A 16,246-nucleotide genomic window follows, 5' to 3' on the forward strand; every position below is an offset into this window, starting at 1 on the left:
TATTAAGAAGACTCTTTTTCTGTTCGCTTTCTGTATTTACGCCCTTATTGGAATGGCACAACAGAAATCGACATCCAATATCAGAACCCGTGCAGAAATACATTCTGACCGTATTCTCTTGCGTTGGATTCCAAGTGATGCGAAAAGTTGGGATTTGCTTAATCAATATGGTGTTCGTTTGGAGCGTTTGACAGTATCACGTTCTGGTGTCGTATTGGATAAACCTGAGTTGAAAGTTCTTTCGGAAAGGTTGAAACCAGAAGCGACAGATACATTAAAACGGATTGCAGCACAATATCCGATGGGAGCAGTCATTGCACAGGCTGTCTTTGGGGAAGACTTTGAAGTCAGTTTGGGTAATAATCCTATATCTAAGGCCATTTCCCTTGATGAAATGCGGCAGCAACGCTATTTATTTTCTCTTTATGCCGCGGATCTCTGTTTCCCAATGGCTAAGGAAATCGGCTGGGGATGGGAGGATAAGGATATAAAAAATGGTGAACGGTACTTGTACCGTATTACTCCTCTTGTACCTAAGGGAAAGTATCAAATAGGGCAAGGGTCTGTTTTTACCATTGTCGGTGATACAGCTAAACTAATTCGTCCCGTCGGATTGTCTGCCCGTTTTAGCGAAGCCGGGGCTTTTTTATCGTGGGATTATAATACGCTATCCTATCTTTATTCTTCTTATTTTATTGAGAAGAGCGAGGATGGTAAGATTTTTAAGCCAATTTCAGACTTGCCCGTTACACGCATTGCAGATGTGGATAAGAATCCTTATGCTCCGATTACCTATTTGGATAGTATCCCTGAAGGGGAGACCATATATTATAGGGTTGTTGGCGTAACGCCTTTCGGCAGTAAGGGGGCGTACAGTGATATTGTTTCCGGGATTGCTTATCCTGCTTTGAAGGCTATACCGATGATAACAAGTTCCTCATTTGACAGGAACGGTGGAGCAGACATATCTTGGCAGTTTGATGGTGCATCACAGGAGTTAATCAAAGGCTTTAATGTTCTTCATTCTACTGACGACAAGGATTATACCATTCTTATCGGCAACCTCAATCCACAGCAGCGGAATTATCATATAACGAATATTGGAAGGCATATCTATTATAAAATTGAGGCAGAAGCCAAGCAAGGTGCTTCTACCCGTTCTTTACCGGTACTTATCCAGCCCGTGGACAGTGTGCCGCCGGGAATACCACAAGGTTTATCTGCACAAATAGACAGTCTCGGTGCCGTGCATTTGTCATGGAAGCCCAATTCTGATGCTGATATTTATGGTTATCGGCTATATCGCGGACAAACAAAGGGAGAGGAACTGATTCCCATTACGGATTTAGCCATCCGTGAAACAGCCTATACGGACAGTATAAACCTTGACAACCTAAATAATAAAGTTTATTATGCTTTAACAGCCCTTGATGAACGATATAACCAGTCTGACCTGAGTGAGACGATAGAGGTTGTTAAGCCAAATGTTATTCCCCCAACGTCACCTGTAATTGTCAGATGGACTGCAGAGGAAGGGAGGAACATTATTGAATGGGCCCAAGATGAAAATCCCTATCTTGCCGGATTTATTGTGGTACGTACTGATGTGGAGGACAGAACTCGTCTTGTTGCTCGGCGTGTTGAGAGTCCCATAAGTATGAGGTATGAAGATTATGACATTGAATCAGGGAAAAGTTATCTCTATCAGGTGATTGCTTATACCTCTAATCGGTTACGTTCTCACTTATCCAATCCTATAATATTGAAATCTAAGATGCAAGGGATGGACAATGATTCGATTAAATTCGACTTGGAAGCCTTGCCAGAAGGTATTGCTATCAAATGGGATATACACTATAAGGATTTGATGTCCGTAGCATTATATAAGTTAGACGATTCCAAGACAAAATACCTTTATAGAGAGAATCTACCAGCTTTAGGAGAATTTGTAGATAAAGAAATCTTACAAGGAAAAGAGAATGAATATATCTTAGTTGTTAAAGCAAAGGGGATACACCCTATAACATGTAAAAAAGGAATTAAAATATGACAAGAAAGGTTCTAAATGTCCTCTTGCTATTCATCTGTTCAGAATGCATGGCACAGAGATATCTCGTTGAATATGATGTGGAATTTTTCCTTAACAGAGATGGACTCCGTTATTATAATACACTTTACTATACCACTAGTAATAATGTTACTAGAACAATGCCACAATTTGAATTCTATCAACTGAGAGATAGTTATTTGAGAGTTCAAGGACATATAGAAATACCTGCTTCTGATGGTCCTATTAATCATCTGTGGATAAGGAATTTTTACCAGAAAAGAACAGTTGGGTGGAATTCTAACGAGGATTATCACAAGCCAATTGATTTTTTTAAAAGTTCATCTAATCAGACAGAGTTTTCTTTGTCAAATCTATATTGGGGGGCTCTTACACATAAAGGCTCTCATGTTACAACTCATAAGTTTATCGCCTATCCTGAATTACTTTTTATTGGTGCACAGCCTACCTTGTTGCCTAGCAAGGAAAAGGTCCTTATCACAAATACAGCCGGTTTTCCACATTCTGCATACAAATGGCAATATTCTACAGATGGTGCCCAAACTTGGATTAATGTTCCTTCCTCAGTTATTAATTCCTCACCTAATGGTTCTCTAAAAATTAGTGGAACAGATTTGATGAGTGAAAGTGCATTCCAGCAGCTTGCAGCTCAAGGAAGACCTGTTTTATTTCGAATATTCAATCCGGTAAAGTCTAGTGAAGTGATAAGTTTACAGGCTGCTTTATCATCTCCTACTGTTTTATCTCATGAAGTTGTCCTCGAAAGATGCCACCAGTCAGGTGATGCAATAATTAAGATGACATTAGATCGCCCTTTGCTTTCGGGAGAAGTTTTGAGTTGTTTCATAAATGGTCAGTCTATCGGAAATGCTGGTAATGTAACTTTAGATAGTAACAATAGTTTTTACCTTGGAGGATATAATTCTGGGACTTATGCCATATCCTTTAAGGGGAGCTATAATGGCAATAATACTTATACAGGTGATACTCGACATAAGTTTACGGCTATAATAGCAGAACGTCCAGCCATCACTCATTCTTTCACCCAAAAGAATGTTAGTTGTTTTTCCGGTCATGATGGAGAGATTGCATTGGCGGCATCTGGTGGAACAGGGAATTTCACCGCTACACTTACAGATGCCGGCGGTTCTGTTGTGCAGACACAAACATTCAATACGGGCAATGTAAGTTTCAAACGGTTATCAGCTGGCAATTATACTTTGCGTGTGCAGGACAGCAATGGTTGTGTTGCCAAGACATCATCAGGAGAAGAACTTATCCACCAAGTGATACTTACAGAGCCAAATGAGGCTGTTAGTATTACAGAAAAGAGCAAAACTAGTCCTTTGGCCTATCAATCTTCCGATGGGGCTGTTCAAATAGCTGTTTCCGGCGGTACACCTTCCGCTTCCGGATATACAGTACATTTTGTGCGGAAAAGCGATGGTCAAGTCTTTACACCAACAGATTCGCATTCGGATGGTAGCCAATACATCTATACCCTTCGTAATATTCCTCGTGGCGAATATACAGCTATAGCTGAAGACATGAGATTTGCCCTGTTAGGGAATGAAGACAAACAGGTTCCCTGTGGCTGCCATGCACAATTAGCGATAACACTTTCTGCACCGCCTCTTTTAACTGTAGAGGTTGAAGAGACACATTTTATCAGCTGTCATGGTGATAGTGATGGAGAATTGACTGCTCATGGAAAAGGAGGTAAGCCTATTATTTCCGCACAGCTCCCCTATACGTATACTTGGTATAAAATATCGGGAAGTACAAAAGAACAACTTCCGCTGCAGATAGACAGTGTTGCCCATAATCTTTCAACGGGACAATATCAAGTTAAAATTACAGACAGCAATGGTATATCTGTAGAGTCAGCTGTGTTTGAACTTAAACAGCCGGACTTGTTGTCACTGTCATTTACAACACGCCCACCTTCATGTAGCGGAGGAGCAGGACTTATTTCAACAACCGTAACCGGTGGTACGGCTCCCTATACTTATGAATGGAACAAGGAAGGAGCAACGGAAGCAAATCTCACCATCAATGAAGCAGGCAGCTTTTTTGTCAGAGTTGTAGACAGTCGCGGCTGTTCCATTACCGGGAATGTCGAGGTAACAACTCCTGAAGCCATTTCTATCAAACCAACGATTACCAATCCGACTTGTTACGGTGCAGACAATGGTGCAATATCTCTTGAACTGTCAGGAGGTACGGCTCCTTATACCATACATTGGGAAGATGACAATACCCTATCTACACCTAATCGGGAACATCTCAAAGCAGGAGAGTACGTAGCTGTCGTCAGCGACCAAGCCGGATGTTCCCTTCATTATCGTGTTGTCTTGGAACAACCGGAAAAGATGACAGTAAAACTTAGTAGCGGGTTTACACTTTGCCATGAGCAATCACGTAAAATAACAGCCATACCGAGCGAAGAAAATGTCACCTATCAATGGTTGCATGACGGACAACCCCTAACAGAAACCGGCAAGGAACTTATAGTAAGTAAAGCCGGTCATTATCGAGTTGTTATTACGAATGAGAAAGGTTGTACGGCAACATCTGAGGTTGAAATCAAAGCCAGTAACACAGAACTGCCTTTGGATATAACCATACCGTCATCAGTCACAGCCGGTTCCCCTATCCATGCTGTCAACATCAGCCGTATAAGGGCTGACAAATTAGAATGGTCCTTGCCCGACAATGCTGTTATTACAAGCAAGTCCAACGAAGGCGTTGTCTTTACCATTCCAACACCCGGTATCTATGAAGTGACACTCACAGGATATTTGGGTGACTGTTCTACGGTTGTCAGCCAAAGATTAGAAGTTCTTGGCGAAGGAGGAGTAGTTCTGCCCGATGGAAAAGGAGATGCGATCAAACAGTTTTTGATTAGTCCTAATCCGACTACAGGGGATTTTAAAGTATATGTTGAACTCAAAGAACCAAGGGACTTTACTCTTAGGCTCCTCTCTCCGACATCTGTTGAAATGGATAAAAAGGAGATTAAAAACATCCAAAAGCAGACTTTTGAGTATGAATTGCGTGGCGATACGGAAGGAGTATTCAAAGTGGAGCTGTCTGTTGGAAACGAGAAATCCACGCTTAGAATCACGAAAAAAAGAAAATAACAATTGATAGGACTCATGATAAAAGCAGGTCATATGAACAGACAATATATCCATTTCTATTGGCGTTTTAAGGTTTTATTGATTTTCCTCATCCTTTGTTGGGCAGGAAAGCAGCAGGGGTATGCCCAGTACTATCCAATCCATGCTACCGTTCAATGGCCGTCTCCTCAAAGTCCTTACTTGTCGGATTATTATAGTGGGAGCCGTGACAGGCTGATCGTCAATCTGCTCAACCGCGACCTACAGCAACCCCTGCTCTTTGCCAGACTACGCATCAGGATTAAGAGTACAGGTTTTCTTGCCACCAGCCGTGAGGAAATCAACTACCCGATGTTGGAACTCAGTGCAAATGTCCCGACCCGCCTGACTAATATAGACCTGTCCCCCTATCTTCAACCACAGAACCTACAGATTAACGGCAGGCTGCATAACGGTCAGTTACCCACGGGATATACGGAATTCTCCGTGCAAGTGGTAGACTATTATACCGGACGAACGCTTTCTGATTGGCATACGGGACGTTCCTATTTGGATGTGAAGAAACCTCCGATTCTCAACTTTCCTGAAAAGGATGCCCAAATTGGAGTCACAGAGCCGCTCTATATTCGTTTCCAATGGATGCCCCGTCATCAGGGACTTGCAGGCACGGAGTATGAGTTTGTGCTCAAAGAGCTTCCTAATAATGGAGCTGCTCCGCAGTCCGCCTTTGCCTACGGCAATGAGATCTATCGTGTTCGTACGCGTAATACGACGTTGAACTATACCCATCTTGACCCCGTTCTCTTCCCAAACCGTTGCTATGCATGGCAGGTGCAGGCCATCGCCCGTGACGGTGTTGATGAAGTGGGTATGTTTGAAAACGGCGGTTATAGTGAAATCAACTGGTTCTATCTTAATGACAACTGTCAGGCACCGACGGGTTTGAGAGCCCTTCCCCGTTTTGCCAAGGTGGACCTTTCATGGAACAAAGTTATAGGAACCACTGGCTACATTGTGGAATGTCGCCCCAAGACCAAGTTCAATACTTATGAATGGAGCAGAACCCGGATAGCAGGTGAACACCTTACACTGTCCCAATTGAAATTAGGTTGGACATACGAATGGCGTGTGGGGACGCTTTGTACGGATGACCGTCCGGTATTCTCTGGCGTCAGTGAGTTTACACTCAGCAAACAGAATGAAGAGTTGCTGGCTGACTGTGGAAAGGAACCAGTGAGGAAAGACCTGTCACAAGAGCCAAACTTACGGATAAAGGCCGGAGACATCGTTACTATCGGCGGTGATTATCCCATGACCATTACCGAAGTTGTCCCCTTAGGAGACGGCTGGTATTCTGGACGTGGCAAGACCCGACTGAAAACCATTATCGATGCTCCCGTTGCACTTCGTTTCGACCGTCTACGCATCAATGTGGATAACTTCCAGATAGACGGTACGGTAGAAGCGTCCTACGATGAGAAGAAGGGGAAGATAGCTAACCTTGATTATGTTGATGATGGCGGTAAGGATATAAAACCTGCTACTATCCGTATTCGTGAACATAAACTGGACTTTACGCTCCCCGATATACCACAATTTGTATACAATCCCAAGACAGGAGAATTAGAAACAACCGATGCTGAGGGTAATCCACAGACTATCAAGATAGATGTGCCGGAAAATGCTTCGTATGATAGTATTTTTCCTATGCTCGTTACTGACAACAAGGGAAATACCTATCAGATTAGCCCGTCAGAACAAAATACCGAAGGGACAGGCAATGATGTCGAAACGGGGAGAAAGGATGAAAAGATAGAACTTAATTGTGAACGTGTGGATCGTGTTGGTGATTTCAATACGGAATCTCTGTCAAGCAAGTATGGCTATATACACTTTGAACGCGGAGAGGGAAAATATGCCTTTGATGATGGTCAGGAGAAGTGGTACAAGAAGAGTGTCAAGGTGGATCGTTTCTACAAGCCGTTTGCAAAGGGGTATATTGCACCTTGGAAACTTGTCCCGACAGGAGAGAATGATGTTGTTACGGCGAAGTATGATGGGCTGAAGAATATTGACCTGAAGAAAGTTCATTTTGTTTCCGATCCGATTTCTGCTGCATTACCTGCACAACTCAACGAAGCAGAGCAGACATGGACGATTAGTCTCCGTTCTGTATCGGCCGGTTCCGGTTACGATGTTTTTGCTGTTTACGAAGGAGTAGCCATCGGCAAACTCCGCGTGGTAAGCTATGCCAATCAGCAGCACAAGGTAACCCTTGTTCCGATAAACAAAGTTAGGTTAGATAAAACAACTATTGAGCAGGGCCTCAATGCCATTTATAATCCTGTTGGCGTGCAGTTCACCGTGAATGTGGATGAGCGCATGCGTGGCAATTATGACTGGGAAACAAAAACAGAGAAAGACAGTCTGTTGGGTGTCGTCGGTAAGTCTTTTTTGGGCTATGACAAGGAACTCAAAGAGACTCCAGAGATGCTCAATCTGCAGAAGACTTACCAGCAGGAAGCAGGGACACTTGACGGCGTCTACCTATTTGTTCTAAATGGAGCCAAGGGACTTAAAGGACAGAATAAGGGCTTGTTGGGTGAAATGCCTCGTAAGAGTCGATTTGGGTATATCTTTGCAGGCAACAGCCCCAATACAGAAGGAATAGTTCATACCATGGCTCATGAAATAGGTCATGGTATCTTTACCTTGCAGCATACTTTTGATAGCGAGTATGGGAAAGATACACAAGGAGAGACTAATAATCTCCTTGATTATCCCAGTAATCATCTTGATTATAAGGAGAAAACAGAACTCGTCGCCTTCCAATGGAATGTTATGGCAAGTCCTGCCATATTCACAGCTATGGATAAGGCTAAAGATGGAGAAATTAATTTAAAAAAAGGAGAATATCTTGGATTTACGCCTGATGGGCGAGTTATACAAAAACGTCCAAAGGAATATGCAGGAATATTTGACAATGATACATCTTATTTCATCTATAAGTTTAAAGATAAGAATGGTAGTTTCTACACATGGACAGGGAAAAACTATACTAATGACAAAGGGGAAACTTTTGAGGTTCCAGACATACCTGTGACAGGGAAGGTCGCAGTTTGGGCTAATTCAAAAAATCCAGATTGTTATGTTTGGTATAAATTCATACATGTAAAAAATTACACATCTAAGGATTTTGATAAGATAAAAAAACAAATAAATGTTAGTACCACAGATGAATGGATAGCTGATTACGTATCTGGTGCTAAACCTGATTGTATAGAAAAAGCAACAGAAGAGAAGTCTCATGGAATACTGCTATCCAGCATTAATATAGGTGAAGATAATAAAAAAAATACCATTGATTGTAATGGAAATCAAAATCAGTTAGACCTTTTAAAACCCTTACTTGATAAAGTAAATAAGGTAACGTCATCTTGTAGTGCATCTGAAACCAATAAAATATTAGAAGAAAATTATTCTCCTTGCTTATTTGAGCATATTGGTATTGAGAAAAGGATAGTAATATTAAATAATCTACTATCTGGTGATGACAGCAATTGGGAATTCAGTGGCGACTTCAATATAGGAGACCGTTTTTTTCTTGACCATTTAGTAAATTCTACGCCAGAGAAAGATAGGGTCCGTTTGCTCAAAGACGGATTTATGGCCAATAATTACAAATGGCTTGAAATTCTATGGAATAATTCCACTGGCTTTTGGAATAATGATGTTACTACATCTGACATAATACCATTAATTGGTGATTTAAGCGAATGGGTTAAGAATTATTATAACCAGTTATCTATTCCCATTACAACAAAGACTATTGATGGTATTGGCGTACCTGGATTTTCTTCTTACGAATATCCAGTCGCATCAGTTAATCCAATATGCCTTGGCGTACCTAATGATGGAAGTACAGCATTCTATACGACGAATATTGCCAATCTGCCATACGCACTGGAGATATACAAGAAGCCGAATATCACCATCTCTGATGGAAAATTCCATTTTGTACAGCACTTCTTAGGAAGATTGCAAGGACAGGTCTTAACACAAGAAGGAAAGACTGTCCTCCAAGAAATAGTCCAAGATAGAGATCTTAGTGTTTCTCCGTTCGAGCCTGTTGTATTAATAGCATCACGAAACTATAGTGAGCTTGGCATTGTTAGCGGAAAGGAATATATCGTACCTGCTTTTGTTGCCGCGATTTATCAGCAGAGTCTGAATGACAATGCGAGTCAACAGACATTAAGAAGTATCTGCAACAGTATAGCCATAACTGCGGCTGTACTTACAACTCCATATACAGCAGGTGGTTCATGGGCGGCATACACAACTGTTGCCGCAGGTTTTGTGGCTGGCATCGATGAAGCTATAAAAAATGGAAGACTTCAACTTGGGAAAAGTGACGAATACGATTCTAAATATGCAAGTTTTTATGATGCCTGGAATGTATTATATAACACAACACTCGCAATAGATGCACTTGTCAATGTTCCGCAGGTAATACGTTCCATCAGAAGTTTCGACCTGATAATTTCCACAAAAAATGTCTATCAGAATGCAAAGACTTCAAAACTGGCAGCTAAGTTCGAAGGGTTATGGAAGAGTGGGAAGACTTCTATAAATATTAACGAGATACAAGGCCAGGCCAGAAAAATTGCCATTGCAAAATATGGCAAAGAAGCAGAACAACTTATTTACGTTAAGTTTAAGGAATATGGTGGCGCTGCAGCAGAAATTATATCATATTATGGACAAGAAGGTATCAATGCCCTTAAAAAGGTGAACAACATTCAAGGTGCAGCTTCTGAACTGATTAAAGGAAAAATTGGGTATCGACATATTAGTTCCGATGTCAAATATCTCGATAATTTGAAAAAGACTGGAGTCATTCCCGAACAAATAGGAAATAACCAAACTTATTTTTCTTTAGATAAGATAGAAAACTCTGATGATGCGATAGATTACATGCAACTAAATGGAAGAAAGACAGATGCTGTTTGGAGATTAGAATTTAATGCGAACCAATTATTAGGAAAAGCATTCTTTGCAAAAGGAAATTGGAATAAAAGCGAATATTTGGAAATACTTGCACGTAGTTTTCCTAACTTTGGAAAAGGCGGAGCATCGCAATTTATAACACAATCTGAAATTAAATTAACTAAAATGGTTAATCTGAGAACAGGTGAAGTAATAACATTTAAATAAAATGAAGAGAATAAAAATTGTTAGTTTATTGGCAACTTATATTTGTCATGATCCATTTGCATATAGCCCTATCTGTACATGGGATAGCTTTCCTCCAATTATATATACAGAAAGGGAAAGAATACTTCCGGTATTAAAAGAATGGGAACATAAAGGATATTTAACTTTAATATATGATGAGAAAATAGCCTTTATCCTTAACGTAGAAAAATTACCATCAAAAGAAAAACTAATAGAAGAAAGTCGTAATGTTAAATAAAGAATTGTAGAAGTAGAAAAGGAATTAACGAAGAAAGTATGGAACTTTGCCTATAGCTGCTTTATTTGTTCAAAGACAAATCATAGATAGAAGATAACCTGCATGTTACATGGCATAATAGAATATCAAATAAGGAAAATGAAAAAATGTAATACCCTATATCATTCAATAACAATGTTATTCTTTACAACTTTGTTATCATCCTGTCTCAAGGAGACTGCTGTTCCTATCGAATCGGCATTCACCATAGAGGTATCGGAAGATAAAACCTCTCCTGTAACCATTCAACTAGAAAATGAAAGTTATGGGGCTGATGAGTATGAATGGACTTTCGAGGGTGGTACCCCCTGTAGTTCCAATAAGAGAACTCCGGCTAAGGTCGTGTTCACTCAGGCTGGTGAGCACAAAATAACCCTGCGAGTCAGGAATGCAGTAGAGGAAAGGATAAGCCAGCAAACCATCAGGGTTGATTCTGCCATGACGATAGACTTTGATTTTTCAATCGCTCTCAACGACATTGCCCCGGGCATGGTATCTATTACCAACAAGAGTAAGGGCGGAAGTCAATACGAGTGGACTTTTGAAGGAGGTGTCCCCTCTACATGCAGCGAGCGGTTTCCTGAAGCTATAACATTTGCTGAAGGTGGTGAACATAAAATTCGCCTGAGAGTATTCAATGGGAGCAAGTATGAGGAACTCACCAAAGCCTTTACATTGCAGCCATCTATGCAAGTAGACTTTTCGTATAAACCATTACCAGTAGATCAGGATTGGGAAGCACCGTTGACACTGACAACAACCAATCTCACTACAGGAGGGTTATCTTACCGTTGGATATGTGATGGATCACAAGTTATTTCTCCTATCAAGCAAACAACAAGCGTGAGGTTTGAGCATCCGGGAACCTACAAATTACAATTGATAGCAGGAAATGGCAAAGAAGAAAAAACAAAGGAAAAGACAATTAAGATTAAGCCAAATACCGGTATTATCAAACAGAATGATGTTAGATTTGGTATCAATGAAGCCAAAAACAGTATTGGATGCTTTTACTCAGCTAAATTCGGGGGCGTATTAACGTCCAACCAGATAGCACAAGATAAATCGGGAGTATGGGTGGATTTTGGATTTTTTGCCCTCAACTCTTCTTTTAATTACTGCTACTTCTTTGCACCCAATCAAGCAAAAAGCAATTCTTTCCCAGAAATAGACCATGCGCAAGGAGCTACATTTGTTAATACTCCTGGTGCAATAGGTATCAATATCAATGATGCAGTCTTCGAAAACATCAAGCGAGCTTCGGATTTGAATCGATTTACAAAATGGTCAGAAATGGCACAAACGAGTTTCAGCAAATCGAACATATCGCACTTCGTCCTTGTGCGTACAGCAGATGGCAGGAAGGGTGTCATCAGAGTAAAGAAGTTCGTTAAGGAAGGTGCCCGTTCCTATATTGTTGCTGATGTTATACTTGAAAAAAGAATGGGGGAATAAAGATACAGGATTATGAGATATTTCAACAGGTGTTATATAATGCGCTTTGCCTTGTCAGTCTTCATGCTTACGGTATGGAGCCATACTGTGTATGCTCAAAACGTGGAGGAGGTTTTGGAATTCCGTAAGAAGAAACTGTTCAAGATGAGCGGCAGTATTTCTGCGAATGCCACCCAATTCTATAGTACGCCCAAACAATCCCGTCAATCCTTTACTTATCAACTATCCGGTTCTGTAAACCTGTCGCTATATGAGTTGTTGAACATTCCCTTATCGTTCAACCTGAACAATTATGGTTCAAACTTTTCTTACCCCTCGTTGCCTAACAGACTGAGTCTTCATCCTTCTTATAAGTGGATACGGACACATATCGGTGATGTGTCGATGAGTTTCAGCCCTTATACGCTTAATGGTCATCAATTTACAGGTGTGGGGATAGAACTTTCTCCTGCCAGATGGAGACTTTCTGCAATGGGTGGACGGCTTTTAAGAAAGGTGGATATTGATGCTTCTAATCCTGCAATCCGTCCTAATTATGAGCGTTGGGGATACGGTGTTAAAGCCGGATATGATGGAGAGAAGTTCTCCGTCGGCGGAACAATCTTCACTGCAAGGGATAAACAGAGAGACATCTCTTTCGATGCAGATGCTTTGGGAATATATCCCAAAGGCAACATTGCCATAGGAGTGGAAGGAAGTCTGAATATAATCAAAGACCTCAAGTTATCCTTGGAATATGGTCTAAGTATTATGCAGCGAGATTTAAGAGTAAAGGAGAAAAGCTATTATCATGCTTTCAAGGCAGATTTGGCATATAGCTTCTTGGGGAATACCATAGGTATCGGCTACGAACGAATCTGTCCTGACTACGAAACACTGGGTGCATATTACTTCAACAACGATTATGAGAACGCAACACTCAACTATAGTCGTAATTTCTTTAAGGACAGACTGAGCCTTGCACTTAGTGGAGGTGTACAGAGAGATGACCTTTCCAACCAAAAGCAGGAAAGGAACAAGCACTTTGTGGGTTCTGCCAATATCAATTTCACACCCAATGACAAGTTCACTGCTTCGATTTCCATATCCAGCTATCAAGCGCACCGCAATATCAAGTCCTCATTTGACTACATTAATGAGCGAACACCATACGAAAACCTTGATACCCTGCGGTTTACTCAGTTGAACAACAGCATAGACATGAATATAAACTGGCGATTGCGAAACAGTGAGACACAATCTCATACACTTTCTGCCAATGCAAGTTATCAGGAAGCCGCGGACAAACAGGGGCGTTACATCATGCCGGGTAATCTGACCAGATTTATGAATCTTGGCGCCAATTATGGCATAGACTTCACACCTTTGGATTTCTCTGTGACAGCAGGAATAAATGCCAGCAATAATTATGCATCACGCAAGAATGTTTTGACGATAGGCCCAACCCTTACCAGTTCGAAGCATCTTTTCAAAAAAGCCTTAACAACAGGACTGACGCTATCTTTCAACCAAACTCAGGAGGCGGGAAGAAAGTTGGCTACAATCTATAATGCACGATGGCATGCCAATTATCGTTTTCTCAAACGTCATGGATTAAATGCCAGTGTTGCCTATCAGCATCGCTCCCTGTCAGAAGCGACATTAACAAATTCTTCTTCTCTGACCAGTCAGATAAGCTATAGTTATTCATTTTAAAACAAATGATTTATGCGAAATAATATAAAGTCAAAAGTTTTACTTCTTATAATGGGAGTTCTTTTCGTTTCTTCCTGTCAAAATGAATCCGTAGAACCGGTTGGAAATATAACGAAAACGTATAGGGACTCAATAGCAGCCCGCGCAGCTGTGAATGAACTTTATACCAAAGGTCTATCACAACTTTATCTTTCTACGGATCAAGATAACGGCATACCCTTGGCATGGGGGAGTTACCTTTCGGGACTGTTTGAAAGTGAGGCGACTCAAGGCTATTACCTTGCACTTACAATGCAAAATATGACAGCCTCCTCTGTCAAGGATTTGGCTAAGCAAATATATTCCGCCTGTTTTGATGGAATAGAGGCAGCAGATACTATCATCCAACAAATACCAAATACGTTAGGATTAAATCCGGCAGAACAGGCAAAACTTATAGGTGAAGCTAAATTTTTCCGTGCCTTCAACCGCTTTTATCTTATCCGTGTTTTCGGGGCGTTCCCTGATAAACGGACAGATTCCTCATTCCTCAGCATGGAAACATCTTATGCCAAGGTAGAGAAAGATTTGCTTGAAGCCATCGCGACTTTACCGGATAAAAGTTTTGTCGAAAACAAATCGCATGTGACATCTTTGGTAGCTCGTGCCTTGTTGGGTGATGTCTATCTGCACATGAGTGGCAGACCGTTGCAAAAGGACAAATATGTTCAGGCAGCAGAAATACTGCGCCCTATNGCTATTACCTTGCACTTACAATGCAAAATATGACAGCCTCCTCTGTCAAGGATTTGGCTAAGCAAATATATTCCGCCTGTTTTGATGGAATAGAGGCAGCAGATACTATCATCCAACAAATACCAAATACGTTAGGATTAAATCCGGCAGAACAGGCAAAACTTATAGGTGAAGCTAAATTTTTCCGTGCCTTCAACCGCTTTTATCTTATCCGTGTTTTCGGGGCGTTCCCTGATAAACGGACAGATTCCTCATTCCTCAGCATGGAAACATCTTATGCCAAGGTAGAGAAAGATTTGCTTGAAGCCATCGCGACTTTACCGGATAAAAGTTTTGTCGAAAACAAATCGCATGTGACATCTTTGGTAGCTCGTGCCTTGTTGGGTGATGTCTATCTGCACATGAGTGGCAGACCGTTGCAAAAGGACAAATATGTTCAGGCAGCAGAAATACTGCGCCCTATTATCAAGTCAGGCAAGCACCATCTTGCTTCCAATGGTGTCCGCGAAGACCAATCCGCTTTCAATATGCTCCGCACAACTCCTACTAATGATGAATATCTATATGTCATTTATGGAGAAAATACGCTCTCACGGGCTTCTTTTGCATTTCCAAAAATAGCCAAGAACTGGGATAATGTTAAAGGACATATAGCTTTTAACGCTTTTCGACCGACACGTACTCTTTTAGCTTGTTATGGTGATGAAGACTTGAGAGGAAAAGACCATCAGTTTTTCCATACTTTTTTCAAGGTAAAGGATGATGGTAAGACCATTTTTGAAATCTTTTCCCCAGCTCCATACTATTGGCTTTCCTCCGGTACGGAGATAACTGCACAGCCAAAGCAATATGTCGGTGTCTATCGTTATGCAGAGATTCTGCTCATGGCTGCTGAAGCGATAGCTCGCAGTGAGGGCGTTACCCCAGAAGCAGTAAACTATCTGTCCCAAGTCCGCACACGTTCTATCCCTACCAAGTTAGTAGAATTAGAGAAGACACTTTCGGTATTGACCACAGATAAGTTTTTGGAGGAAGTTTGGTTGGAGCGTTTAAGGGAATTACCGTATGAGATGAAACAACTTTCAGACATTGTACGTACAGACTACTATCCGGTCTACAAGGACAGTACATTACGGTTTGTCCCGCTTCAAGAAGCAGTCACTCCTCAAGGCAAATTATTAGAGAAACAATCTTTCTTTCTACCAAGACCTACTTCTTAATTAAGTGGGTAAGTTCTGGAGTGGCTTTTATTCGTTCTATCTCAGAATTCACGAGAGAGAGTATCTCTTGTTTTATTTTACGGTAATTGGCTTCGATAGTCTCTTTGAGATTATCAGAGCCAACTTCATTTGTAAAGTTTACTATCACAGGTATGGGCTGATAGACTTTCATCTCAGCAGAAACCTTGGCACTATCCACTACTATCTCCGCATGGAAAATCTTTTGGTCAATACGTTCATCAAAGTTGTCAGATACAGCACCCACGAACATTCCTTGCGTGAGATTGCTGATTTTTGATGCTGGGATAAGGCTATCCATTTGTGTGGAGATAGAGGTGGACTTATCGTTTCGGTTGATGGTCATGGATTGCCGTTGTTGAAGTACCTTGGTAAGCATCCAATATTAGCCGCCTTTGTGTAACATTTTTGCTTTACT

At 41.2% G+C, this 16,246-nt stretch carries 8 protein-coding genes and 1 pseudogene; 8 read left to right on the forward strand and 1 reads right to left on the reverse strand.

Annotated features, from left to right (window positions below):
• Nucleotides 1-52: 52 nt before the first annotated feature.
• The 8 genes from CZ367_RS00720 to CZ367_RS00755 all read left to right on the forward strand — a co-directional run bounded on the left by CZ367_RS00720 (nt 53) and on the right by CZ367_RS00755 (nt 15,810).
• The gene (locus CZ367_RS00720) at nt 53-2,050 is read left to right on the forward strand and encodes a fibronectin type III domain-containing protein (RefSeq protein ID WP_237581443.1); all 1,998 of its coding nucleotides are present in this window, start codon (nt 53-55) and stop codon (nt 2,048-2,050) included.
• Nucleotides 2,047-5,211, forward strand: a complete 3,165-nt coding sequence (locus tag CZ367_RS00725; RefSeq protein ID WP_084793457.1) for a SprB repeat-containing protein — start codon at nt 2,047-2,049, stop codon at nt 5,209-5,211. The genes CZ367_RS00720 and CZ367_RS00725 overlap by 4 nt, the downstream gene beginning before the upstream one ends.
• Nucleotides 5,212-5,214: 3 nt before the next feature.
• Nucleotides 5,215-10,407 carry a hypothetical protein gene (locus tag CZ367_RS16070; RefSeq protein WP_237581445.1) on the forward strand — a complete coding sequence of 1,731 codons (5,193 nt, stop codon included), beginning with the start codon at nt 5,215-5,217 and terminating at the stop codon, nt 10,405-10,407.
• Nucleotide 10,408: 1 nt separating this feature from the next.
• Entirely contained in the window at nt 10,409-10,666 is a 258-nt protein-coding gene (locus tag CZ367_RS00735; RefSeq protein ID WP_077195305.1) for an acyl-phosphate glycerol 3-phosphate acyltransferase, read from the forward strand.
• Between the two features lie 138 nt (nt 10,667-10,804).
• Nucleotides 10,805-12,160: a PKD domain-containing protein gene (locus tag CZ367_RS00740; protein WP_077197315.1), complete on the forward strand. Its 1,356-nt coding sequence runs from the start codon at nt 10,805-10,807 to the stop codon at nt 12,158-12,160.
• 12 nt (nt 12,161-12,172) lie between these two features.
• Nucleotides 12,173-13,855 carry a TonB-dependent receptor gene (locus CZ367_RS00745; RefSeq protein WP_237581447.1) on the forward strand — a complete coding sequence of 561 codons (1,683 nt, stop codon included), beginning with the start codon at nt 12,173-12,175 and terminating at the stop codon, nt 13,853-13,855.
• A gap of 291 nt (nt 13,856-14,146) precedes the next feature.
• Nucleotides 14,147-14,623, forward strand: a complete 477-nt coding sequence (locus CZ367_RS16700) for a RagB/SusD family nutrient uptake outer membrane protein (RefSeq protein WP_449421161.1) — start codon at nt 14,147-14,149, stop codon at nt 14,621-14,623.
• Nucleotides 14,620-15,810, forward strand: coding sequence for a RagB/SusD family nutrient uptake outer membrane protein (locus CZ367_RS00755; RefSeq protein ID WP_161942321.1), 1,191 nt, complete (start codon nt 14,620-14,622; stop codon nt 15,808-15,810). The genes CZ367_RS16700 and CZ367_RS00755 overlap by 4 nt, the downstream gene beginning before the upstream one ends.
• Here CZ367_RS00755 and CZ367_RS00760 read toward each other — a convergent pair.
• Nucleotides 15,800-16,198 (reverse strand): annotated as a pseudogene (locus CZ367_RS00760) (conjugal transfer protein TraG); the annotation flags it as partial. The gene CZ367_RS00755 and the pseudogene CZ367_RS00760 sit on opposite strands and share 11 nt — an antisense overlap.
• Nucleotides 16,199-16,246 lie beyond the last annotated feature (48 nt).

Source organism: Prevotella ihumii, assembly GCF_900155655.1.
Taxonomy (GTDB): domain Bacteria; phylum Bacteroidota; class Bacteroidia; order Bacteroidales; family Bacteroidaceae; genus Prevotella; species Prevotella ihumii.

Coding starts and splice junctions, on each gene's coding strand:
- CZ367_RS00745 (WP_237581447.1), top strand. CDS start 12,173: ATGAGATATTTCAACAGGTGTTATATAATGCGCTTTGCCTTGTCAGTC.
- CZ367_RS00725 (WP_084793457.1), top strand. CDS start 2,047: ATGACAAGAAAGGTTCTAAATGTCCTCTTGCTATTCATCTGTTCAGAA.
- CZ367_RS00755 (WP_161942321.1), top strand. CDS start 14,620: ATGACAGCCTCCTCTGTCAAGGATTTGGCTAAGCAAATATATTCCGCC.
- CZ367_RS00740 (WP_077197315.1), top strand. CDS start 10,805: ATGAAAAAATGTAATACCCTATATCATTCAATAACAATGTTATTCTTT.
- CZ367_RS00735 (WP_077195305.1), top strand. CDS start 10,409: ATGAAGAGAATAAAAATTGTTAGTTTATTGGCAACTTATATTTGTCAT.
- CZ367_RS00720 (WP_237581443.1), top strand. CDS start 53: ATGGCACAACAGAAATCGACATCCAATATCAGAACCCGTGCAGAAATA.